This window comes from Methylobacterium durans, assembly GCF_003173715.1.
Taxonomy (GTDB): Bacteria; Pseudomonadota; Alphaproteobacteria; order Rhizobiales; family Beijerinckiaceae; genus Methylobacterium; species Methylobacterium durans.
Genome location: NZ_CP029550.1, coordinates 4660275 through 4683247 on the forward strand (window position 1 = coordinate 4660275; position 22973 = coordinate 4683247).

At 69.5% G+C, this 22973-nt stretch carries 20 protein-coding genes; 13 read left to right on the forward strand and 7 right to left on the reverse strand.

The genetic code is table 11. The features are described from left to right. Positions 1 to 46: 46 nt before the first annotated feature. The 7 genes from DK389_RS21390 to DK389_RS21425 all read right to left on the reverse strand — a co-directional run bounded on the left by DK389_RS21390 (position 47) and on the right by DK389_RS21425 (position 10689). Entirely contained in the window at positions 47 to 2314 is a 2268-nt protein-coding gene (locus DK389_RS21390) for a DEAD/DEAH box helicase (protein WP_109892618.1), read from the reverse strand. Further along, positions 2289 to 3617, reverse strand: coding sequence for an ATP-binding protein (locus DK389_RS21395; protein ID WP_109892620.1), 1329 nt, complete (start codon positions 3615 to 3617; stop codon positions 2289 to 2291). Before DK389_RS21395 ends, DK389_RS21390 begins: the two co-directional genes overlap by 26 nt. Before the next feature lie 4 nt (positions 3618 to 3621). Next, entirely contained in the window at positions 3622 to 6966 is a 3345-nt protein-coding gene (locus tag DK389_RS21400) for a tellurite resistance TerB family protein (RefSeq protein ID WP_236960227.1), read from the reverse strand. Continuing rightward, positions 6959 to 8404, reverse strand: a complete 1446-nt coding sequence (gene dgt / locus DK389_RS21410) for a dGTP triphosphohydrolase (protein ID WP_109892622.1) — start codon at positions 8402 to 8404, stop codon at positions 6959 to 6961. The genes DK389_RS21400 and dgt overlap by 8 nt, the downstream gene beginning before the upstream one ends. 449 nt (positions 8405 to 8853) lie before the next feature. After that, positions 8854 to 9498 (reverse strand): NrsF family protein, encoded by a 645-nt coding sequence (locus tag DK389_RS21415; protein WP_109892624.1) that lies wholly within the window; start codon positions 9496 to 9498, stop codon positions 8854 to 8856. Further along, a complete protein-coding gene (locus DK389_RS21420; RefSeq protein WP_109896696.1) occupies positions 9495 to 10052 on the reverse strand; it encodes a sigma-70 family RNA polymerase sigma factor in 558 nt (185 codons plus the stop codon). The genes DK389_RS21415 and DK389_RS21420 overlap by 4 nt, the downstream gene beginning before the upstream one ends. Positions 10053 to 10377: 325 nt before the next feature. Next, positions 10378 to 10689 (reverse strand): hypothetical protein, encoded by a 312-nt coding sequence (locus DK389_RS21425; RefSeq protein ID WP_162560757.1) that lies wholly within the window; start codon positions 10687 to 10689, stop codon positions 10378 to 10380. 364 nt (positions 10690 to 11053) lie between these two features. Here DK389_RS21425 and DK389_RS21430 point away from each other — a divergent pair, with 364 nt between their 5' ends. The 13 genes from DK389_RS21430 (at position 11054) to merB (ending at position 22939) form a co-directional block, all read left to right on the forward strand. Beyond that, positions 11054 to 11416, forward strand: coding sequence for a hypothetical protein (locus DK389_RS21430; RefSeq protein ID WP_162560758.1), 363 nt, complete (start codon positions 11054 to 11056; stop codon positions 11414 to 11416). A 675-nt stretch (positions 11417 to 12091) separates the two neighbouring features. Beyond that, positions 12092 to 12322, forward strand: a complete 231-nt coding sequence (locus tag DK389_RS21435) for a hypothetical protein (protein ID WP_109892631.1) — start codon at positions 12092 to 12094, stop codon at positions 12320 to 12322. Between the two features lie 53 nt (positions 12323 to 12375). Then, positions 12376 to 13272 (forward strand): RNA polymerase sigma factor RpoH, encoded by an 897-nt coding sequence (gene rpoH / locus DK389_RS21440; protein ID WP_109892633.1) that lies wholly within the window; start codon positions 12376 to 12378, stop codon positions 13270 to 13272. 705 nt (positions 13273 to 13977) lie between these two features. Next, complete coding sequence (locus DK389_RS21445) at positions 13978 to 14277, forward strand: hypothetical protein (protein WP_109892635.1); 300 nt, start codon at positions 13978 to 13980, stop codon at positions 14275 to 14277. A 14-nt stretch (positions 14278 to 14291) separates the two neighbouring features. After that, positions 14292 to 14744, forward strand: a complete 453-nt coding sequence (locus tag DK389_RS21450) for a FixH family protein (RefSeq protein WP_109892637.1) — start codon at positions 14292 to 14294, stop codon at positions 14742 to 14744. Then, positions 14741 to 15313, forward strand: coding sequence for a FixH family protein (locus DK389_RS35310; protein WP_109892639.1), 573 nt, complete (start codon positions 14741 to 14743; stop codon positions 15311 to 15313). Before DK389_RS21450 ends, DK389_RS35310 begins: the two co-directional genes overlap by 4 nt. After that, complete coding sequence (locus DK389_RS21460; RefSeq protein WP_109892641.1) at positions 15313 to 16806, forward strand: efflux RND transporter periplasmic adaptor subunit; 1494 nt, start codon at positions 15313 to 15315, stop codon at positions 16804 to 16806. The genes DK389_RS35310 and DK389_RS21460 overlap by 1 nt, the downstream gene beginning before the upstream one ends. Then, positions 16803 to 19994: an efflux RND transporter permease subunit gene (locus DK389_RS21465; RefSeq protein ID WP_109892643.1), complete on the forward strand. Its 3192-nt coding sequence runs from the start codon at positions 16803 to 16805 to the stop codon at positions 19992 to 19994. The genes DK389_RS21460 and DK389_RS21465 overlap by 4 nt, the downstream gene beginning before the upstream one ends. A gap of 74 nt (positions 19995 to 20068) precedes the next feature. Next, positions 20069 to 21061, forward strand: coding sequence for an NAD(P)/FAD-dependent oxidoreductase (locus DK389_RS21470; RefSeq protein WP_109892645.1), 993 nt, complete (start codon positions 20069 to 20071; stop codon positions 21059 to 21061). Positions 21062 to 21109: 48 nt separating this feature from the next. After that, on the forward strand, positions 21110 to 21742 hold the full coding sequence (locus DK389_RS34440; protein WP_236960229.1) for a copper-binding protein: 633 nt from the start codon (positions 21110 to 21112) through the stop codon (positions 21740 to 21742). A 29-nt stretch (positions 21743 to 21771) separates the two neighbouring features. Next, positions 21772 to 22206, forward strand: a complete 435-nt coding sequence (locus DK389_RS21480) for a DUF411 domain-containing protein (protein ID WP_109892647.1) — start codon at positions 21772 to 21774, stop codon at positions 22204 to 22206. Between the two features lie 46 nt (positions 22207 to 22252). Next, the gene (locus DK389_RS21485) at positions 22253 to 22522 is read left to right on the forward strand and encodes a hypothetical protein (protein ID WP_109892649.1); all 270 of its coding nucleotides are present in this window, start codon (positions 22253 to 22255) and stop codon (positions 22520 to 22522) included. A 72-nt stretch (positions 22523 to 22594) separates the two neighbouring features. Further along, positions 22595 to 22939 carry an organomercurial lyase gene (gene merB / locus DK389_RS35710; RefSeq protein ID WP_109892651.1) on the forward strand — a complete coding sequence of 115 codons (345 nt, stop codon included), beginning with the start codon at positions 22595 to 22597 and terminating at the stop codon, positions 22937 to 22939. Positions 22940 to 22973 lie beyond the last annotated feature (34 nt).

Here is a 22973-nt window from a genome sequence, read left to right on the forward strand (position 1 = left end):
GCCGCTCGCCGGATGGCCACTTCGGGATCCGCGCGAAACGCCTGGATCAATCCTCGGTCATGCCGTTCAACATCTCGGCGGCTAAGCTTGGCATCCGCGTCAGGACGTCCTGGTGTCGCCGGCTCCAGAAGCGCCGCAGCAGCGTCTCCGGGACATGCTCATCGTACTTGGCGGTCTGGAGCGCACCGACGAAGTCCGCGACGGTCCCGAGGCAGCCCGGCGCCGAGCTCGCAATCCTGCGCAGGACGAGGCGGGCGTCGTCCGGTCCCGCACCGGGGAGGGTGATGCCGAGATCGTGCGGTTCCGCCTGCATCCCGAGCATCGACAGGACCACCGCCAGCACGCCGCAGGTCGCGCTGCCACGCCATGCGAAGAGGTGAAGGTCGCGGCCGGTGTGCACCATCGTGGAGCGCTCCAACCCCAATCGGCGATAGGCCGTCCGTCCCTCGACGAGGAAGCTGCGGGCCCGCTCGTCGAGGTAGGCCGGAACGTCGTCGGCCCCGAAGACGCGGCGCATCTCGGCGAGGAGCCGGTCATGCGTGGGTTCGGCGAACAGGCGCTCGAACTTCGGGATCACGCCGCCCCGATGCGACGAGACCTGTAGGACATGGGCCCGCTCGTCCACCGCCTCCACCAGCCAGCGGCGTCCGGCGAAGACGACCAGGTTGCCTTTGGAGATGGCATTCGTGAGCGGGATCGTGCCCAGCGACCGGGTCCCGGCGACCAGGCGCCACTCCGCCCCGCTGTCGAACAGGGCGTAGAACTCGCGCGCGTGGACGAGGCGCTCGCCACGCTCGCCCAGGAGGAGCGTCCCGTCCGGAGCCTGCTCGATCAGGCCGGCCTCCTTCCGGGCCGCGCCGCGCAGCAGTTCCGCGAAGTCGGCCGGCGTCACCGAGGCGAAGACCCCGGGACCGCAGAGGAGGCGATGGATCGCATCGGCCCGCGCGCCGCCGCGTTGCGCGATCACGGACAGGACCTGGTGCAGCAGGGCGGTCGCGAGCGCGCCGTCGCCGGCCGGGGGCGGCTCGACGAACCGGGCGGCGAGCAGCCGGATGGCCGCGACCGCCCGCACGGTGTCGTGGCGAAGCTCGTCGAGGATGGAGGAGCGCTCGTCGAGCTCCTGCTCGCGAACGTAGATCCGGAGGATCGCGGGCATGCCCTGCCGCCGGCCGGTCCGGCCCAATCGTTGCCGCAGCGAGGCGAGGGAGCGGGGCGCGCCGACCTGGGCGACGGACCGCACCGAGCCGATGTCGATCCCCAATTCCAGGGTGGAGGTGCAGACCGCGGTCGTCGGCAGGGACGCGTCCTTGAGGCGGGTTTCGAGCTCCTCGCGCAATTCCTTGGAGAGGTTGCCGTGATGGGGGAAGAACTCGTTGGGAACCTCGAACCGCTCGGCGCGGCGCCTCAGCCTGTCCGCGAGGGATTCGACCAGCCGCCTGGAGCCGCCGAAGACCAGGTTGTTGCTGCCCCTCAGCGAGGCGAACAGGTGGTCCGTGATCGCGTCGAGGGCCAGCGGCGGCCCCGCGCCGGCCGCGGCCTCCGCCTCGGCCCCGTCGGTGCCATCGGCGTCGAGCGGCTCCAGGTAGCCGAGGATCCGGAGCTGTAGATCCATGCCGGACCCACCGTCCTGGAGCAGGCGGACGCGCTCCGGTGCGGTCGGGCGAAGCCAGGCCGCCGCAGCCTCGGCGTCGCCGATGGTGGCCGACAAGCCGATCCGTCGCGTCCGGCCCGGCGCGCCGAGGGCCTCGATGCGCCTGAGCAGCGACGCCAGGTGGAGCCCCCTTGGCCCCGACAGGAAGGCGTGCACCTCGTCGACGACCACGAAATCCAACGCCGCCAGCAATCGGCCGGCATCGGCGGGACGCCGGATCAGCAGGGCCTCGACCGACTCCGGGGTGATCAGGGCGATGCCGGCCGGCTTGGCCAGCATCCTCGCCTTGGCCGATTGCGGCGCATCCCCGTGCCAGCGGACGAGCGGGATCTCCATCCGCTCGCAGAGTTGGTCGAGGCGACGGAACTGGTCGTTGATGAGCGCCTTCAACGGGCTCACGTAGAGCACCGCCAAGCCGGGTTCGGCCCGGCCGGCGATCCGGGTCAGGATGGGCAGGAAGGCCGCCTCGGTCTTGCCCGCCGCCGTCGCCGCGGCGACCAGAACGTCGTCACCGCCGTCGAGGACGGCGTCGACCGTGCGGGCTTGGATGTCCCGAAGCCCCGTCCAACCCTGCTCCCGGATCCAGGATCGGACCTCCGGCGCCAGGCGGTCGAACGCCCCGTCGCGGGGGAGTCGGTCAGAGGCGGAAACTGACGAGCTCATCGTCGGGCGCCGGGCTGGAGGGGACGTCGGCGTCCGCCCCGGCGTCGTCCGCCTGGTCGTCTCTCCGAACCTCGACGTGCCCGAGCAGCTCCTTCCAGCCCGTGCCGGGGTTCTGCTCGATGACGGCCAGGAGCTGGACGAAGGCGCGGATCGTGTTGCGCGGCGTGCGGAAGTAGGCCTCGCCGATTCGGTCGTTGCAGTGATCCATGAAGGCACCGAGCGCCTCGTCCGGCACGAGGTGCCTGGCGGGATCGCCGCCGGCGAACACCGCCCGGATGTTCGACAGCAGGATCAGCATGTCCTCCGGGGTGAGGTTCTGCAGCCGGATCACGGGGCCGGACAGGTCGACCAGGCCGCCCTTCGCGAAGGCATTCTCCGCCAGCCGGCTCTGGAGCGCCTGGTAGCTGTACAGCCCGCGGCGGGTGTCGAGCAGGAATTCCGGCGTGCCGCCCAGGGCGAGGCCGAGCCCGCGCACGTTCCCCTGCAGGACGTCGTTGAGGATGCGCAGGACCTGCTCGAAGTTCTGGTTGCGCGCCTGCGCGCTCTGCAGCTTGTACAGGTTGACCAGCTCGTCGAACACGACGAACAGGCCGCCGTAGCCCGCGAGCTGGACGAAGGCGGCCAGCAGCTTGAGTGCGTCGTAGACGTTGTCGTCGTCGACGATGGTCCGCACGCCGAGGGCCTGCCGCGCCTCGGTCCGCGTCGAGAATTCGCCCCGGAGCCAACGTAGGGCCGCGCCCTTCAGCGCCTCGTTGCCATCCTCGCTCCCGCGCCAATACGCCTTGAGGACGACCGCGTAGTCGTAGCCGCCGACCTCGTCCTGGAGCGGCGCCAGCCTGCGGTCGATGACCCTCTCGACGGGCAGGCCGGCCTGTTGCGCCTCCTTGACCGCATCCGTCACGAAGCGCTCGACGATGCTGCCCAGGGCGCCCCCGTCCGGCTTCGTGCGGGTCGCCATGTTGCGCAGGGCCTCGGCGTAGAGGGCCCGTGCCTGCCCCGCGCTGGCGTGCAGGCGGCGGTCCGGCGCGAGATCCGCGTGCACGGTGACGAGCTTGCGTTCGAGGGCGATCAGGCGGACCAGGTTGAGGAAGAAGGTCTTCCCGGCCCCGTACTCCCCGATCACGAACCGGATGGACGCTCCCTGGTCGGCGATGCGGTCGATGTCGCGAACCAGGGCGGCGATCTCGGCGGCGCGCCCGACCTGGACGTGGCGAAGGCCGGTGCGGGGCACGACGCCGGCCGACAGGGCCTGCAGGATCGCGTCGCGGTCCCGCGGGCGGATGGTCGAAGCGGCTGGTTGCATGGGTCTAGGCGACGGCCCTGGGGACGAGATGAACGCGAAGGTGGTGTGCGATGGTGACGGGGTCGCCGTCCTCGATCAAGGCCTCGTCGAAGCGGTCGAAGCCCCATTCGTTGATGACCTCAAGCGCTCCGTCGGGAAACAGGCCGCTCGCTCGCGCCGCCCGGTCGAACGCCTCGCGCGGCAGCGGCGCCGGGGATGCGGCGACGAGGGCGAGCAGGCCGGCATGGGCCGGGTCGAGACCGGCCAGTCCTGGGGCGTCCGCCGCGTCCCCGCCTCGGTCCGGCGCGCTGCCGCTTCCCGGCGAGACCGCCTCCATCCCTGTGCCGTGCGCCGCCTCCTCGACGAAGATGTTCGAGAGCAGGCTTGAGACGGCCTGCGTCTCGCGGCGTATGCGTTCGAGCCGCGTCGCGTCGATGACGACGCGCCCGGCGGATCGGTCGGCGGCCTCCCGTCGCTCGCCCGGCCCCGCGGGGCCGGGGGACCCACGGTGGAGGACCGCATAGATGCCCTCGACCGGTAGGAAGAGGGCCTTGTGCAACCGCTCCAGGAACCGCACCTCCGCGGGCGTGGCTTGGTCGTCGGCCATCACGGCCCCGAGCGCCGCGCGGGCATAGGCCTGGCGCTCGGCGACGGGACGGGCCGCCAGCCGCTTCAGGACACCCTGCTGTTTCGGCGGGTCGCGGTGGATGGACAGGGCGTAGGCCGCCAGGCGGGACTTCTCGGTGGGGCCGACGGCGTCGGCAGCCCGAACCTGAGCGAGAATCGTCTCGACCTCGTCTTGGGATACCTCGCCGTCCGAGGCCGCCGCGAGGCAGGCGATCTCGATCATGCCCCGCAGTCCCTGGTACTCCGGCCGCGCCGGTTCGACCGGCCCACCGCCCGCAGCCCTGAACAGGAAGACCGTCGCTTCGGCGTCCGGGGCCGCGCCCCCGTAGCGGCGGTCCGGCTCGATGGCGATGCCGATCCGGTCGAGCACCTGGTAGAGCTGTGTCGCGATGGCTTGCGGCAGGCGCCCACCTGCGGGCGGCGATATCTCCAGCATCTCCAGGAGGCGGCGAAGCGACGTGGACGGCATGGTCTCCCCGTTCGCGAACAGGGCGTCGCAGCGCTCACTGACGCGCCGCCAGGCATTGCCGGCGGAGCCCAGGTCGGGCGGCAGCAGCAGGGCGGCCTGCGCGCTCTCGCGCGCGTCCGGGCGCTTGCCGACGAAGCGGCTGTACGCATCGAGCTCGGCGGTGCATGCCTCGACGAGCTCGCGAAGCCTCTTCACGGGGGCGGACACCGCCGCGATATCGGGAAGGGCCTCATGCGGCCCCTTCAGGCTCACTTGAAATGTCGAGCTGGCAGCGGCGTAGGACGCCTTGATGCGAGCCTTGGGCACGCTGACCTTCAGCCCCATCGGGTACCTGTCCGCGAAGCGCAGGCGCCAGAGGGCCTCGAACTCATCCGGGCATCGTGTGACCGGGGTGCGGAAGCCGCGGTCGGGAAGGGCCGCCAGCCAGAGGAGGGCGTCGTCGGCCTCCAAGGGGGTGCCCTGGGCCAGCTTCTGGCCGAGATGGACCCTGACATCGAGCGGCAATTCGAAGCTATAGACCGCCCGGTCGAGGTTGAGCCCCGGACGCGGACCTATGATCTCGGGAACGACGAGCCGGGCGGCTTGGATGAAGCTTCGCGCATAGCCCTGGAACGAGCTGTTCGCTCCGTAGATCCCCAGCAGCCGCTCGACCTCCGCGACCAGCGCAGGCCCGTCGGCCACGGCCTTCCCTTTGAACAGCCGGTATTCCAAACCGTAGAAGTACAGGAAAACGCAGGCGATGTCGGCCGACGGGTCGGAGCGCCCCGTTGCCAGCCATTCGAGGTAGGCGCGGCGGCCCGCGGGGCTGATCCCATCGTAGCGGCACCAGTAGGCCAGTCCGACCGCCGAGGCTCCGCCAGGCTTCGCCACGGGGAGCGAGGGGTTGATGAGACAGTTCTCCGGGCGCCACGCGTCCGATCCAAGCTTCTCGCCGACATAGATCAGGCCGCCCGAGATCGTCAGGTCCTTGATCCCGACCGTCTCGCCGGGCGGCACCCAGCGCGCCGACGGAGTTTGCTTGCCGCGCCCCTCCGGCGAACGGCGGGCGACGGGTTCCGGCTCGTCGACGAGGGCCGTGATCGTGAAGGCAGGCTCGTCGTGCATCTCGGAGGCAACCGCGTCGGAGCGCCGCTTGCCGAAGGTGCCTCTCGGCCCTTCGAGCGGGGCCGGCAGGGCAGGCTCGGGCGCGCTGGGTGGAGGCGCGTGGCGTGAGGGGTCGGTCATGGGTGGAGCGGGATCGGCCGGCGAACTCACGACGTCCGTGTCCGCTCCGGTTGCGCGCTTGCTCGGGCGCCGGCCAAGGGTCATCCAGCCAACCAGGAGGACTATCGCCCCCGCGAGAAGGGCTGGCCAGCTCAACGGGACGAACCGCGTCGCCGCCGTCCCAAGAACCGCGGCCAATCCGAGCAAGAGGAGGCCTTCCTCGCCCCGACTGGATCCCCACTTCCGCCGCGCCATCGACCAGGCCTCACCGCTTGCCGGGTAAGACCTGCGGTCCTGAGCGTCGGCCCGCCATTCCTCCACGGAAGCCTGACGCTTCGCAAGGCGGCGGAGGCGTGGCGCCGCGGTGCCGCTGCCCGCACCGGAGGGCGAGAGGGCGAGACTCGCCAGCGCCTGGGCGAGCCGGGACGCGATTTCCCCCTCGAACCTGCAGCCGGGCGTCACCGCCATCCGGCGTAGATAGTCGGCGAGCCTCCGGCCGATGGCTTGCTCGTGTTCGAGGAGGATGCGCAGCGTGCGGGCCACGGCCCCGTGCGGGTTCGGGTTGGCCTCCAGGTTGATGTCGACCGTACCGTCGCGCAGCCATTCCGTGAAACGCGGGCCGTGGTGAACCCGGTGGGCGCCGCAGCGATAAAGCACGGCGTCACGGTCGAAGAAGGTCGTATGAACCAGGTCGGCCAAGCACGTGGCCCGCACATGGCCTGAACGCACCGCCCAGGTGGAAGGCAGCGCCCACACGTCGTAGGAATGGCGGCGGCCGGCAATCCGATACCCCCCGAAGCGGTTGCGCACGGCGGGGCCGTCGCGCAGCAGGTCCGCCAGGCGCTCCGGCGCGGTGTCGACGACGAGGTCCACGTCCGACGCGAAGGCTTCGGCCCCGCCCCAGGCGATGTCGCGGGGCATGCCGCCGAAGATGGCGACCTCGCCCGCGTGGCCCAGATGCCCGATCAGGTCCGCGATCTCGTGGCCACCGCGCGCCTCGTCCCCGAGGAAGGCCCGCATCCGCCGGCCCAGCTCGCCCCCGTCGCCGGCGCGCGTCCCGGGGCTAGCCATGGTGCCGCCTCAGGTCGTCGCGCAGCGACACCGCGAACGTGTCGGTCATGCCCGAGACCATGTCGGTGATGAGCTGCAACTCCCGGTAGCGCATGGGCATCCGGTTGGCCGGCGCCTCGGCGACGCGCCGGTAGTTCTCGGAGATCCGGGAGTAGACGTAGGCCGGCAAGGCCTCGCGGTCGGACCTCAGGTCATCCGGCTTGCTGCGCTCGATCACGGCCTTCCAAAACATGTCCATGAGCTCGTGGATCACGCGGTGGCCGTCGAGTTCGACCACCAACACCCTGCGGTGACGATAGACGTGGAACTTGGCAAACCTCTTAAGTGACGTCCACAGAGCCACCGCCTTCGAGGCCGCCATCAGCTCCCGGTCGAACGTCCCCGCCATGATGGCGTCCCGATTGGCGACGAACGCCCCGACGGCGGCCTTCACCATCTTGCCGATGGCGTCGACGCGGAACATCTGCATCGAGATATCGTCGAGCTCACCGGGTGAGAGCCCCTCGCGGCGGAAGTCGGCGTGGTATCGCTCCGCCCGCTCACAGACCTCGCGCGTCAGCACGTCATCGCCGGCATCGTGGCGCAGCCACGCCATCAGCACGTTGAAGTTGATCAGGTTCTTCTTGGCGGCATCCTCGATGTCCACGACCGAGTAGGCGATGTCGTCGCAAGCCTCCATCACGAATGTCAGGGGGTGCCGGACGCCCTGCTGAAGCCCGGTCTCCGCCCAGACTTCCGAAGCGATGTCGGCCTCCGACTGGAAGAAGTTGAACTTCTTCCGGGCCTGGGAAGACTCGTCGACCGCATCCGACGGCACCGGGTACTTCATCAGGGCCGCCAGGAAGGCGTAGGTCATGTTGAGCCCGAAATCGTCGTTCAGGATCTGCAGCCTGGTCAGCAACCGGAACGCCTGCGCGTTGCCCTCGAACTTGAGGAAGTCGCGGCGCATCGCCTCGGTAAGGCCGGGCGCATCGAAGATCTCGAAGGAGCCCGTGTCCGTCGAATGCGGGGCCGAGTGACGTCGCATCCAGGTCTGGATCGCGGTCTCGCCCTGGTGGCCGAAGGGCGGGTTGCCGAGATCGTGCGCGAGCCCGATGGCCTCCAGGAGGGCGGGAACGTTGCGCAGGGGCTCGGCCGCGGCCGGAAAGCCGAGCGCCTCCCCGTGCACGAAGGCCAGGGTGGTCCCCATGCTCCGCGCCATGTTCGCGACCTCGTGGCTATGGGTCAGGCGGGTGCGGACGCTGTCGTTCCGTTCGAGCGGGAAGACCTGCGTCTTGTCCTGGAGGCGGCGCACGGGCGTGGAGAACAAGATGCGGTCGTGGTCGCGTTCGTGCTCGGTGCGGTCCTCGCCGAGCCTTGGCTCATGCGCCCTCCCGGCCGCCTTTCCCTTGCGACGCTGGGAGTTCAGGAGGTCCAGCCAATCGAGTCGTGCGCTCATCCATCAATCCCGTCGCGTCGGGGATGCTCGGTCCGACGCCAACCCCCAACCCGATGGCACCCGGTCTACGTTCCGGCTCTCGGGCTCGTCACGTCCGTTTCACCCGGTTGTCCACGGATTCATTTCCGGATGGTGCCGACCCAATCCGCAAGAGAGTAGGGCAGCTCAGCCGGAAAGGGAACATTGCAGGAACGAAAGGCACCCTCGTCGGGCCGCATCCTTGCCGCGCCGCGATCTCGCACCGACCTGATCGGTTTGCCGCCCGCCTCGTGTTTGGACTGTAACACTGCGCTCGGCTCGCGCCGCCGGGTCGCCGCGGTCCGGGCGAGACCCGTCGCGGCCTACGTCACGCCGGCCCGACACGCCCGCGGGGCCGCTGAGCCGCCCCGGTCGAGCGACGCGGAACCCCGCGTCGGCGTTCGGGCGGCGGCCGCGCGGGCTCGCGGACGTCACCAACGCAGCAGACGGGGCCCGAGCAGGGCACCGGCGAGGGTGCAGAAGGCGATGGTGCCGCCGTACCAGAGCGCCACGAACGGGACCGAGTCGTCCATGCAATGGAGGGCGTACCCCATCGCGCTGATCCCCCCGGCGGCCAGCCCGACGAGCGCGCCCGTCCGGACGAGGTCGGTCGGTGCGGCGAACCGGCGGACGGCCCAGACCAGCACGGCGAAGGGCAGCACGCCGATGATCGGGATCGACACGAGGCACTCCAGCCACATGTGGCCGACAAGCATCCTGTCCCAGTGCGAGCTCGGCGCCGAGGCCAGGCTGAGCGCGGCCAGCAGCATGACGCCGAGGAACGGCGCCGCGGCGACCCAGGCCCGGATCCGGGTCTCACCGCCCGGGCGTGCGACCTTGGTCAACAGCCACCCGGCCAGGACGACGATGCCGGCGCCGAAGGCGACCTTCAGGAGCAGGAAGCCGAGCACCCCGGGGTGATGGAGGTCCGGCCTGATCCCGAGTAACAGAAGCGCGACGCAGAGCGCCGCCCCCGCGCCGAGCGCCGCGGCGAGGCCGAGGCCGCGCTTGAGCCGGCCGTGGTCGGTCGGCTCGATGTTCGTGCTGAGCATCTCGATCAGCTCGTTCGTTCTCATCGTCCCCTTCCTAGGCTGATCGCGGACGCCATGGCCTTGAGACCACGGTGGACGCTGACCTTGATGGCGGATTCCGACATGCCGGTTCGGCTGGCGGCCTCGGCGACGCTCAAGCCGTCGAGCTTCACGTAGCGGATCGCGCGCCGCATCTTCTCGGGCAACTTGGCCAGGAGCCGATCCAGGTCGTGCGCGCTCTCCGCACCGGCATGGTCGTCCTGCGCCTCGAAGTCGCCCGCATCCTCGATGGGCACATCGGCCATCGAGGGGCGGGTATGGCGCAAGTGATCGATCAGCTTGTAGCGGGCGATGGCCTGCACCCACGGGGTGAACGGCTGGTTCACGTCGTATGTATGCCGACGCGTATGGATCGCCATCAGCGTGTCCTGCACGAGGTCCTCCGCCTCGGACTGGCTTCGCCCGATGCGGGCCAGCTTACCACGGTAATAGGCGCGCAGATGCCGGCTCAGTCGGTCGAGAACCGCCCGGTATGCAGCCGCGTCACCGTCCAGGCTGGCCCTCATCAGGCCCCTGAGCTCTGCTTCACTGGCAATCATCATGCACTCCCAACCGAGTTCGGGAGGTCTGCCTCAACGGTTACAATTGCTCCCCGGCGCGATGGCGGTGGGGCCAGGTCATGGCGGCTCCCGGTGCGGAGCATCGCTGGATGGCCTGGGTCGGGCGCCGGACCGCGAAGGGACAGGCTGCGCGCGCAGGTGCGCGCCGAGGACAGCCGGCCATGGGCCGGGTCACGGAGGGATGACATCGGTCTCGTCCTGGAATGCCGTAAGGGCCGGCCCCTCGTTGAGGGACCCGGGCACAAGCTCGCACGGAGGCTGTCGCCGAAAGCGCGGCTACCAGCGCGCCGGTTGGCCGGCGCGCCTAGCTCAGGACGGGGCTCTTGGGCGGCAAGGGATCGGGCGGCCCTTGCAAGCTCGTGCCCGCGACATCCGCGAGCGCGTACGCGAACGAAGCCCCGGTGATCCGGGGGCCGAACGCCGCCGGCACGATGGCGACGAAGCCGGCGCACAGCAGTGAGCAGGCTGCGGAGGCTTTCCCGCCCTCGTCACATCCATCGCAGCCGTCGGGCATCGGCACCTGCATCGCCGCCACCGGCATGGACGCCTTCATGTGCGCGGTCTGCACACCGTGCAGCGCGAACCCCGCCACGAGGGCGAGGGTCAGGAACCACACGCAGAGGGAACGGGACCGCAGCCAGGACATCCGGCCCGGCATAACAGGCGGGCGCGCGCATCGAAAGGGTTCGCATCGGCTGGGCGACCGTTTTGCCGCGCTTAATTAAGTCGGGTCTGCCGGCGTCCGGCGGGCGTCGCCCCGGCAGCCCACGTTGTAACGAAGCGTCCGCCGCCTCCGAACTCGGCACCATGACTTTGATGTCGCAGGTGGTTCCTGGCCGGCATTGCGGCGGCTCGCATCCCGGGCCGATGCGGCCTGTACGGCCGCGGTTCGCGCCGGTCGCGCTCCGCAGCGGCGCGGGATACACGGCGCCAACCCGCCGTCATCGAGGATCGGCGACGCCTGGCCGGACATGATCGGGGTGGCTTCGGTGCGTATGGGGCCGCCGAGGGGGAGGCGCGCGGACCGCGGAACCCCGGCTGCGCGGGAACGCCGCCCCCGACCTCGGGAGCGCGTCGCGACGCTCGCCGAGGGCGCCCATGGTCGGGCAAAGTCGCCGCCGCGGACCTACGTCATCTTCGAAGCCCGGTTCGCCCATGACCTATACTGCGCGGTTCCGACAAGCCTGCCGATCCCGGACTTTCTCACCGGTGCGGCGTGGCAGTACCGGGGCACCCTGGGCAAGCGGGGCTTCAGGCCACCGGGCTTCAAGGCGGCCTCCGCCTGGAAGGCGGCCAGCCGTGACGGGTTCTACCTGTTCTCCCCACCCCGAACCGAGGAGTGAGGCCCGACCGTGCGTCCTCCCCTCGGGCGGAGGAGCGATCCCCGCTGGGCGGCGATTGCGGCGGCCCCTCGCGAAGCCGGTCGGACCACGTGAGATATTTTGAGTGCGCTGTAACGGCTTTCGCGGCAGGTCCGAAATCAAGGACAGAAGCAGCAAGCTTTGAGACAACTAAAAGTGTCCCGCCATGAAGAACAAGATAATCCCCGTTTTCGCGGGCATCGCCATGATTGCCGGGTTGCCGGGTTACGCCCTCGCTGGGTGGATCGACAATGTTCCGCTTCGCTTCCGGCCTGGAGCGCACCAGACGGCACCCCGCACCCTCGAAGCGCCGGACGCCGCCCGCACAACCGGGTCGGTCGACATCGGGTCCCGCCGCCCAGCGACCCGTCATCCGGCACGGCTCCGGCCGAATTTCTGACAGGACGGGACGGACCGAGCTGGGTTGAGCCGCGGGCGCGGGCGCGGTCCACGGGGCGGGCTTGAACGCGAAAAGCCGCGCCGGCCCGCCGTCGTGAGCTCAAGAGAGCTGCCGCCGGGGCGATGAGCCCGGCATGCCGCTGTGCCACGTGTTGGCACCCCTCCATTCGAGAAACCCTCGCATCCGTAACGGCTCCCGGCGCAACCGGGGGCTCAAGCCAACACCTCGATTTAGTCTCGCAAGAAGGATCAACGTCCATGAAGTCTTCAGCCATAGCCCTGGCGATTGCCACCGTGATTGCGGTGGCGACACCGTACGTTGCTTCGGCCGGCCCGAACGGTACCGACGCCATCAAGCTCTACGAATTGAACAGGCGGAATACCGTCGCCTCCCGGCCGAACGTCACCCTGGATGTGAGCTCGACGGGTTCGGTCAACGGCGTCCCGCATCGGGAGAACACGAACCGCCGGGGTCACGGCCAACAGTAATCCAACCTCAGTCGACCTCGATTCTTGCCCAAGGAACATCGGCGGCCTCCGTCATGCAGAACACCTCCCTGTCGGTCTCGTCTGAGTTCGGCATCCCGCCCCGCTACCTCAGCGAGATCCATCGGTTTCCCTTGCTGGCGCCGGCCGAGGAGTTCACCCTGGCCAGGCGCTGGCGGGATGGGGGGGACCGTGAGGCCGCCCACCGGCTCGTGACCTCGCACCTGCGCCTCGTCGCGAAGATCGCCATGGGCTACCGCGGCTACGGCCTGCCGCTCGGCGAGGTCGTGTCCGAGGGTAATGTCGGCCTGATGCAGGCCGTGAAGCGCTTCGACCCGGACAAGGGCTTCCGTCTCGCGACCTACGCGATGTGGTGGATCAAGGCCGCGATCCAGGAATACATCCTGCGCTCGTGGTCCCTCGTGAAGATGGGCACCACCGCCAACCAGAAGAAGCTCTTCTTCAACCTGCGCAAGGCCAAGGGCCGCATCTCCGCGCTGGAGGAGGGCGACCTCAAGCCCGATCAGGTCAAGCAGATCGCGACCCGTCTCGGCGTGCCCGAGCAGGACGTCATCGACATGAACCGGCGCCTGTCCGGCGACACCTCCCTCAACGCGCCCCTGCGCCAGGAGGGGGAGGGCGAGTGGCAGGATTGGCTCGTGGACAACACGCCGAGCCAGGAAGCGGTGCTCGCGGGCGAGGAGGAGGGGCAGAACCGCCTCTCGGCTCTTCGGGACGCGCTGAGCGTGCTGAACCCGCGCGAGCGGCGCATCTTCGAGGCGCGGCGCTTGGTCGAGGATCCGATCACGCTGGAAGACCTCTCGGGCGAGTTCGGCGTCTCCCGCGAGCGCGTGCGCCAGATCGAGGTGCGCGCCTTCGAGAAGGTCAGCGCAGCGGTGAGGTCCGAGATATCGAGGCGCGAGGTGCCAAGAATCCGCGCGCAGGTAGCCTGACCGCCGGCTTCCGGCGTGCACGGACGCGCCTCGACCTGGGCGGCCTGCCGCCTGGGTCGAGGCTCGGTCCCTGGCCCGCATTTCACGCATCAGGCGTAGGCCCGGACATCTCAGCGGAAGTTCCCTCGGGCCGGCTCACCAATCAGACCAGTGGCCTTCAACGCGCAACGTCATCGCAAGACACCGTGTAACTAAAAATCTGCCAAACTCGAAGTCATGACAGTAGAGGCACAAATCTAATCTTTATTCATCATCTTCGGAGCGCAATCGTGAATTATTCTTTCGCAGCCGCCATCGCTCTCGCGGCCTTCGCGGCGCCTGCATCAGCCGGTCCTCTCTCCGGCATCCGGGATCCTGCCGCGGCGGCAGCGGCCTTTCAGGCTCGATCCGCCCCGGCATCGGCCCGCAGGCGACCGGCAGCTTACCCCATGGCCCTCGTTTGGAGCTGGACGCCCGCGACGTGTTCGGCCGGGATATGCGCAGCAGCACGCGTGGCAATGCGCGGTTTCCTGAACGAGCGCCGGAGGCACAGAACCTCGGCGGCACCGCCGGCGGCCCGCAATATTGAGGCCGTCGCAGATACCGTCGCATCGGCAACGGCGCGGTCGAGACGGCAAGCCATCGCTTGTAACGAAATAATCCCGCCCCCCGAACTCGTTGGCAATAGCGCTGAACGGCTGGCGCCCCCAGGGACGGAGATCCGTCATGAAGCTCAGGGTTGGTATCACGCTCGTCGCACTGACCGTGGCCGGTGCTGCATCCGCCTCGCCGGGATTGCAGGCGCGATCCGGTCCGCCGGCGCACCAGCATGACCGGTCTTCGGCTCACGCGCTGCGCGACCCGGTGACGACCGGAAGCCTTGCCGGACCCGTCGGTCGCATGCGCGGCGCGCGAGACCGGCAAGGCCGCGACCTGCGCAGCAGCACCCGCGGGAACGCCGAATTTCCGTCCCGCCTGCCCGCTCAACAGAACCTCGGCGGCACGGCAGGGGGTCCTGCGTTTTGAGAACCCGGCTTCGCATGCCCCCGGTGGCCGCGGCACGCGCCGCGGCCGCTCCGGCGCGGTGCAAACCATGGTGGCGTGTCCTCGCGCTGACGCTGCTCCTCACTCTCTCGGGCGCTACCCTTGCTTCTTCCTTTGGCCGCCGCTCATCGAGCGATTACACGTTCGAGCTCGTCGAGCGCGAAGTGAAGCAGGGTTACGGCACGACCATCCTGGTCCGGCTCGTCGACGAGCGGACGGGCAAGGTGGTTCCGGACGCGGTCTTGTTCATCAGCCGCATCGACATGTCGCCTGACGGCATGGGCGCGATGACGGCTCCGCTGGAGCTCCGGACCGATACGCTGCCCGGCCACTACCGTTTCGAGACCGACCTTTCGATGGCGGGCGCCTGGGCACTCACGCTCGCGGCCAAGGTCCCCGGGGTTTCGGCCCCGATCCAGGGCAGGCTCGTCCTGCAAGCGGTTCCATGATGCATCAGAACACGCCGTTCCATGACTTCGAGGAGTTCGAGGCCGCCCCGGACGGCGGTGGCCGGACAAGATGGATCCTGGCCATCCCCCTCCTGGCCACGATGCTCGCGGCTGCCGCCGGCGTCGGCTACGGCTGGGGGCGCGGGACCTGGACGATTCCGAGTTCGATCACCGAGCACGTGCCCGCCTCGCTCGCCGGCTGGCTGCCGGCTCCAGGGTCGCCTCCCACCGGCGCCGGCACACCGGTCGCGCTCAAGGACTATGCCTTCGAGCTGACCGACGCCCGGGCCAAGCAGGGCGAGGCGGTTCTGGCGGTGCGCCTCGTGCACAAGCCGACGGGCAAGCCCACTCCCGACGCGGTCGTGTTCGCTCACCGCCTCGACATGGCGCCCTCGGGCATGCCCACCATGACGACGGAACTGGAGCCGCAGCCCGCGACCGAGCCCGGCCTTTATCGGTTCAAGACCAATCTCACGATGGCCGGCGACTGGCAGCTCTCGCTGGCCGCCAAGGTGCAGGGCCAAACCGGCACCGTGCAGACCAAGCTCGCGCTCAAGGCGGTGCCGTGATGGACCACATGACACCGTTCGAGGTCGGCGAGGCGCACGGGCGCCGGGGCACCCGCCGAAGCTTCGTCTCTGGGTTCATCGGGCTCGTGGCCGTGCCGGCTGCGCTCGTGGGCGCCCTCGCCCTTGGCTTGAGGGCCGGCGAGGCCCGTTGGCCCCTGCCGGCCTGGCTGCCGGTCTCGGTCTCCACGCTGCTCGTCCGGGACGAGGCGGGGTCGCCACCGGACGCCCCCGTCCTCTACTATCGTGATCCCGACAAGGCGCTCTACGCGCTCGCCCCGGCCAAAACGCCCGATGGCCGCGACTACCGGCCCGTGCGCGTCGGCGAGGACGTGGATTTCGAGCCGAAGCCGGCGGAGCCGGCCGGTGGCGGCCAGACCGGCATGGCGCAGGCCGGGGGCAAGAAGGTTCTCTACTATCGCAATCCCATGGGCCTGCCGGACACCTCACCGGTGGCGAAGAAGGACTCGATGGGGATGGACTACATCCCCGTCTACGAAGGCGAGGCCGAGGACGGCAACACGGTCAGGATCTCCCCCGGCAAGATCCAGCGCACCGGTGTGCGGTCGGAGGCCGTCGAGCGGCGCGTCGTGAGCCGCCCCGTGCGGGTGCCGGGCACCGTCACGCTGGACGAGCGCCGGGTCACCGTGGTGGCCACCCGCTCCGACGCCTTCGTCGACCATGTCGAGAACGTCACGACCGGTGACCGTGTCCGGAAGGACCAGCCGCTGGTCCAGGTCTATTCGCCCGAGATCAACGCCGCGGCGGCGCAGCTCATCGCCAATCCCGGCTTCGACGGATCACGCCGGCGCCTGCAGAACCTGAACGTGCCGGCCGAGGCCATCGCCGAGATGGAGCGCACCCGGAGGGTGCCCATGGCCATCACCTGGTCGTCCCCCCGGGACGGCGTCGTCCTCGAACGCGGGGCGGTCGAGGGCATGAAGGCGTCGGCCGGCGAAACCCTGTTCCGGATCGGCGACATCTCGGTGATGTGGGTGCTCGCCGACGTGCCGGAGCACGAGCTCGGCAGCGTGAGGATCGGTCAGGCCGCGACCGTGCGCGTGCGTTCGCTCCCCGGTCGCGCCTTCACCGGCAAGATCGGACTCATCTACCCGCAGGTGGCGAAGGAAACCCGTACCACCCGCGTTCGCATCGAGCTGCCGAACCCCGACGGGGTGCTGCTGCCCGACATGTACGCGGACGTCGAGATCGGGACCGGGTCGGCGAAGCCCGTCGTCGCGGTGCCCGACGACGCCGTCATCGACACCGGCGCGCGCCAAGTCGTGCTCGTCGACAAGGGCGAGGGCCGCTTCGAGCCGCGAGCGGTCCAGGTCGGCGCCCGGGGCAACGGTTATACCGAGATCCGTGAGGGCGTGCAGGCCGGCGAGCAGGTCGTGACCTCCGCCAACTTCCTCATCGACGCCGAAAGCAACCTCAAGGCCGCCCTGCAGGGCATGGCGGCCGCGCCGGCCGCCGGCGAGGAGAAGGCACCATGATCGCCCGCCTCATCGGCTGGTCCGCCCGCAACCTCGTTCTGGTCATGATCGGCACCGTGTTCGTGGTGGCGGCCGGCCTCTACAGCGTGCGCACCCTGCCGCTCGACGCCATCCCGGACCTCTCGGACGTCCAGACCATCGTCTACACCGAGTATCCGGGCCAGGCGCCCCAGGTGATCGAGGACCAGGTCACCTACCCCCTGACCACCGCGATGCTGACGGTCCCGAAGTCGAAGGTGGTGCGGGGCTTCTCGTTCTTCGGCGTCTCGTTCGTCTACGTCATCTTCGAGGACGGCACCGACCCGTACTGGGCCCGCTCGCGCGTGCTCGAATACCTCAATGCGGCCGCCAAGCGCCTGCCGGCGGGCGTCACGCCGACGCTCGGGCCCGACGCGACGGGCGTGGGCTGGGTCTACCAGTACGTCATCCTGGCCAAACAGCAGACGCTGGCCGAGCTGCGCTCGCTTCAGGACTGGGTGGTGCGCTTCGGCGCCTCGCGGGCCGAGGGCGTGGCCGAGGTCGCGGGGGTCGGCGGCTTCGTGAAGCAGTACAACGTCGTCGTCGACCCGAACCGCCTGCGGGCGCAGGGCGTGTCCCTGAACAAGCTCCGGGACGCGATCCGGGCCAGCAACGCGGATGTGGGCGGCCGCACGGTCGAGCTCTCGGAGTTCGAGTTCATGGTGCGCGGGCGCGGCTACCTGAAGAGTGTCGCCGACATTGAGAACATCGTCCTGAAGACGGAGGCCGGCACCCCATTGCGGGTGCGCGACGTCGCCCGGGTCGAGCTCGGCCCCGACGAGCGCCGCGGCATCACCGAGATGAACGGTGAGGGCGAGGTCGCCGGCGGCATCATCCTGCAGCGCTTCGGCGCCAACGCCCTCAACGTCATCGAGGGCGCCAAGGCACGCCTCGCCGAGATGGCGAAAAGCCTGCCCAAGGGCACCGAGATCGTGCCCGTCTACGACCGCTCCCAGCTGATCGAGTCGGCCATCGAGACCCTGAAGCACACGCTCATCGAGGAAAGCGTCATCGTGGCGCTCGTCTGCGTGGTGTTCCTGCTGCACCTGCGCAGCGCGCTCGTCGCCATCCTGATGCTGCCGGTCGGCATCCTGATGGCGCTCGGGGGCATGCACCTTCTCGGGATCGGTGCCAACATCATGAGCCTGGGTGGCATCGCCATCGCGGTCGGCGCCATGATCGACGCGGCCATCGTCATGATCGAGAACGCGCACAAGCACCTGGAGCGCGCCCCGCCGGGCAAGCCGCGCGTGGAGATTCTGGTGGAAGCGGCGGCCGAGGTCGGCCCCTCGCTGTTCTTCAGCCTGCTCGTGATCACGGTCTCCTTCCTCCCCATCTTCACCCTGGAGAGCCAGGAGGGACGGTTGTTCGGGCCGCTCGCCTTCACCAAGACCTTCGCCATGGCCGCCGCCGCCGCGCTGTCGGTGACGCTGGTGCCGGCCCTGATGGTGCTGTTCGTGCGCGGCCGGATCGTCCCCGAGCACAGGAACCCCCTCAACCGCTTCCTGATCTGGATTTATCGGCCGGTGATCAAGCGTGTGCTCAGGGCCAAGGTCCTGACCATCCTCGCCGCCGCGGCGGTCCTCGCCCTGACGATCTGGCCGGCGCGCCAGCTCGGCTCCGAGTTCATGCCGGAGCTCAACGAGGGCACCCTGATGTACATGCCGACGACCCTGCCGGGCATATCGGTGACGAAGGCGGGCGAGCTGCTCGCGACCCAGGACCGGATCATCAAGTCCTTCTCCGAGGTCGCGACAGTCTACGGCAAGGCGGGGCGGGCCGCGACGGCGACCGACCCGGCGCCGACCGAGATGTTCGAGACCATCATCAGCCTGAAGCCGAAGGCCGAGTGGCGCCCCGGCGTGACGCTGGCGAGCCTCAAGGCCGAGATGGACAAGGCCCTGCAGTTCCCGGGCGTCTCGAATGCCTGGACGCAGCCGATCCGCGCCCGCATCGACATGCTGGCCACCGGCATCCGCACCCCGGTCGGCATCAAGGTCTACGGCAAGGACCTGGCCGAGATGGAGAAGGTCTCCCGCGAGGTCGAGGCGGTCGTGCGGGCCGTGCCCGGCACGTCGAGCGCCTATGCCGAGCGGGTGATCGGCGGCTATTTCCTCGACATCACGCCGGACCGGGAGGCGCTCGGGCGCTACGGCCTCATGGTCGGCGACGTCCAGGACGTCATCGCCATGGCGCTCGGCGGCGACAGCGTCACGAACACGGTCGAGGGCCGCGAGCGCTACACCGTGAACGTGCGCTACCCGCGCGCCTTCCGCTCGGACCCCCAATCCATCGCAAGGGAGGTGCAGGTGCCGATGCCGAATGGCGGCACCGTCCCGCTCGGCGAGGTGGCCAAGGTCCAGCTCACCCGCGGCCCGACCTCGATCCGCACCGAGAACGGGCAGCTCGCGGTCTACATCTTCGTCGACATCACGGGGCGCGACCTCGGCGGCTACGTGAACGAGGCACGGGCGGCCGTGGCCAGCGAGGTCAAGCTCCCGCAGGGGACCACGCTGCAGTGGAGCGGCCAGTTCGAGTACCTGGAGCGGGCCGAGGCCCGCCTGAAGATCGTGGTGCCCGTGACCCTGCTGATCATCTTCCTGCTGCTCTACCTCAACTTCCGCCGCCTGACCGAGACGCTCATCGTCATGCTGTCGCTGCCGTTCTCCGTGGTCGGTGGGGTCTGGCTGATGTGGTGGATGGGCTTCAACATGTCGGTCGCGGTGGCCGTCGGCTTCATCGCCCTGGCGGGCGTGGCGGCCGAGACCGGGGTGATCATGCTGATCTACCTCGACCATGCCTGGGACGAGCAGCGGGCCGAGGCTGTCGCCGCAGGGCGCGACCCCACCCGCGCGGATCTCTACCGGGCCATCATGGTGGGCGCGGTCGAGCGCGTGCGGCCCAAGATGATGACGGTGGTGGCCATCATGGCCGGCCTCGTGCCGATCCTGTGGAGCACGGGCTCGGGCTCCGAGGTCATGCAACGCATCGCGGTACCGATGATCGGCGGAATGGTCTCCTCGACCGTCCTCACCCTCGTGGTCATCCCGGCCATCTACGGCTTGGTCAAGGCGCGGGGGCTCCCGCATCGGAGCCGGAGCCAGCCGGGCTCGGCAGAAGCCGGCCGAGACCACGTGCCGCCTCGGCTCGTCAGACCCGCTGCGGAGTGACGTCCCGAGCCCGAACCGCGACGCCGAACATCGCGGGCGTCGACCAGCCCCACCGTCGCGAGGAACGCGGAACCATGCCGGACAAGCTCCTGGATTGCCTGGTCGTCGGCGGAGGCCCGGCGGGTCTGACCGCGGCCATCTACCTGGCCCGGTTCCGTCGCCGCTTCCAAGTGGTGGACGCCGGTCGGAGCCGGGCGGCCCTGATCCCGACGTCCCACAACCACGCCGGTTTCCCGGATGGCATTCGCGGGCCGATCTTGCTGCACCGGATGGCGGAACAGGCCCGCCGATACGGCGCCCACGTCGTCGCGGGTTCCGTGACCCAGCTCTCCCGTCGGGAAGATGGCGTGTTCGTCGCGACGGTCGATGGGCAGCGGATCGCCACCCGCACGGTTCTGTTGGCGACCGGCATCGTCGACCGCGAGCCGGATTTCCCGGGCCTGCCGGACGCGATCCGGCGGGGTTTGGTACGCCATTGCGGGATCTGCGACGGCTACGAGGTTCTGGGCGAAAGCGTCGGGGTCATCGGGCATGGCAGCAGTGGGCTTCACGAGGCCCTGTTCCTCCGCACCTACAGTTCGAACATCACCCTGCTGTCGCTGGGCCGCCCCTTGACGCTGTCGGCTGACGAGCGGGATCGGGTCACGTCCGCCGGGATCGAGGTCGTCGAGGGGAGCGTGGAACAGGTGGTCATCGAGAACGACAGGATCCGCGCCCTCGCCCTGCGCGACGGCGATTGCCGCTCCTTCGATGTCCTCTACTCGGCCCTCGGCAGCGATGCCCGGTCGGAGCTCGTGCGCGGACTCGGCACGCAGCTGGACGGCAAGGGTTGCGTGGTGACGGACGAGCACCAGAGAAGTTCGACCGACGGCCTGTTCGCCGCCGGCGACGTCGTGCGCAGCCTCGATCAGATCAGCGTCGCGATGGGCCAGGCCGCCATCGCCGCGACGGCCATCCACAACCGCCTGCGCGGGATGGCCCTGCCGCGGGACGCCGCCGGCGAAACCCTCTCCTTCTCGCCGCAGAATCTCTGCGATTGCGGCCCGGCTACATCCGGGCCGCCATAGCGCCGGCACCATGCGGGCGCGCACAAACCTGGGCGCCAAGGACCATCGATGCCGGTCCACGGCCCCGTGGCGCGCCGATCCGGGTCATCGCCGGTGGGCGGTGTGACCGGGGCGGCTTCGCTCGCGGCGTCGGCGTTTCCTTCAGCGCCGCCACGTCGATCTGTAACCTTTCTCCATCCGGTGCCGAAGTTTTCCACGATGGCCTGCAGGGTCGGCCTGCCCGTCGAGCGAGGCTCGGGCCAGCCCTGTTCCGCTGCGCGCGGGCCGCAGGACGAAGCGACGAGAGAAGGGATGCCGATGTTCGATCTTGGTCAGTCAACCCGCATGAGGACGCTTGCCGCGGCCGCCGCGACGAGCCTGCTTCTCGGCGGGGCCGCGCACGCGCAGGCCGGCAAACCCTCCGGCATGGACGACATGCCGGGCATGAGCGGGAACGCGGCCGGCGCGAAGAACCAGACCGCCAGCGCGAAGGGCACGGTCGCGGCCGTGGATCCCGGACAGCACAAGGTGACCTTCGACCACGAGCCGATCCCGGCCATCGGTTGGCCCGCCATGCACATGGAGTTCCCGGCAGCCACATCCGTCGATCTCTCGAAGGTCAAGCCGGGCGCGAAGGTCCAGTTCACGCTGAGCGGATCCAAAGGCAACTACACGGTCCAGTCGATCACCACGGCCCCGTGAGTGGGATCGAGGCCGGAGGGCGTGAGAGGATGAGGCGACGTACGGTTCTCGTGGGGTTCCTCGCGGCTGCCCTGCCCGGGGTCGGGGTCTCACAAGGCGCCGGCCCCGCCATCCTTTACAAGACCCCGCAGTGCCAGTGCTGCGATGCCTACGCCAAGGTGCTCCGGCGCAGCGGCATTCCGGTTACTGTCCGGCCCACCTCCACGCTGCCCGCGCTCAAGCGCGAGCACGGCGTGCCGGAAGCGCTCCAAGGCTGCCACACCCTGCTCATCGAGGGATACGTCGTCGAGGGACACGTACCGGTGGCACAGGTCAAGCGACTCCTGGCCGAGCGGCCAGCCATCAAGGGCATCTCCTTGCCCGGCATGCCGGCGGGCTCACCCGGCATGGATGGCGAGAAGACGGAGCCGTTCACGGTCTACGAGATCGGCGACGGCGACACCAAGGTCTTCGCGCGCGCGTAGCGCGGAGGCGGACCACCCTGACACCGAACGGACGACAGGAGACCTCATGGCAACGATCTCGAAGTTCGCGACCACGGCCGCATTGGGCGGCGCCTTGCTGGCCGGTATCGCCGCGGCCTCGGCCGAGCCTGCCCCGTCGCCTTCCCTCTCCCCGGAGAAAGGCATGATGGACCACGGCATGATGCAGGGCGGCTCGATGCCGATGATGCAGGAGATGTCGAAGATGATGGAGAACTGCAACAAGATGATGCAGACCATGATGGATCGGCAGAACCAGGGCGGCTCCGGCCAGCAGCCCCAGGACAAGCGCGGCTGATCCCGGGGGAAGGTGCCGGCGCTCGCTCCAAGCCGCCGGCCCGACAGTCCCGAAATCGTGAACCGGCGAAGGATGTCCCCTTGCGACGGTTCATGGTCGGGCCTGCCCCTTCTACCTCCGGCCGGGGCGGCGAGAGGAGCCGGACAGCCACGACGTCCGGAGGCCGCGAGGTGCGGAACGCGACCCCGAACGAAACCGTCGTCTGGTACGACTTCGCTTACGAGGGGAGCCGCCGGCTCGTGCTGCCGGACGACCACGTTCTTCTGCTCGCACGAGCACCGCCGGCGCTGGCTCACCGGACGGTCGGAACGCCGAGATGGTGCCGCTTTGGCCCTGGACGAGGCGCTGGAGGTCGGCAGGGCCATCTTCGGGTCGATCTTCTCTGAGTCCGTGAGGCCTGAAATCTCTTGGGTGTGAGCAGCCGCCGCCCAGCACTTCCCTGGCCGTGCCG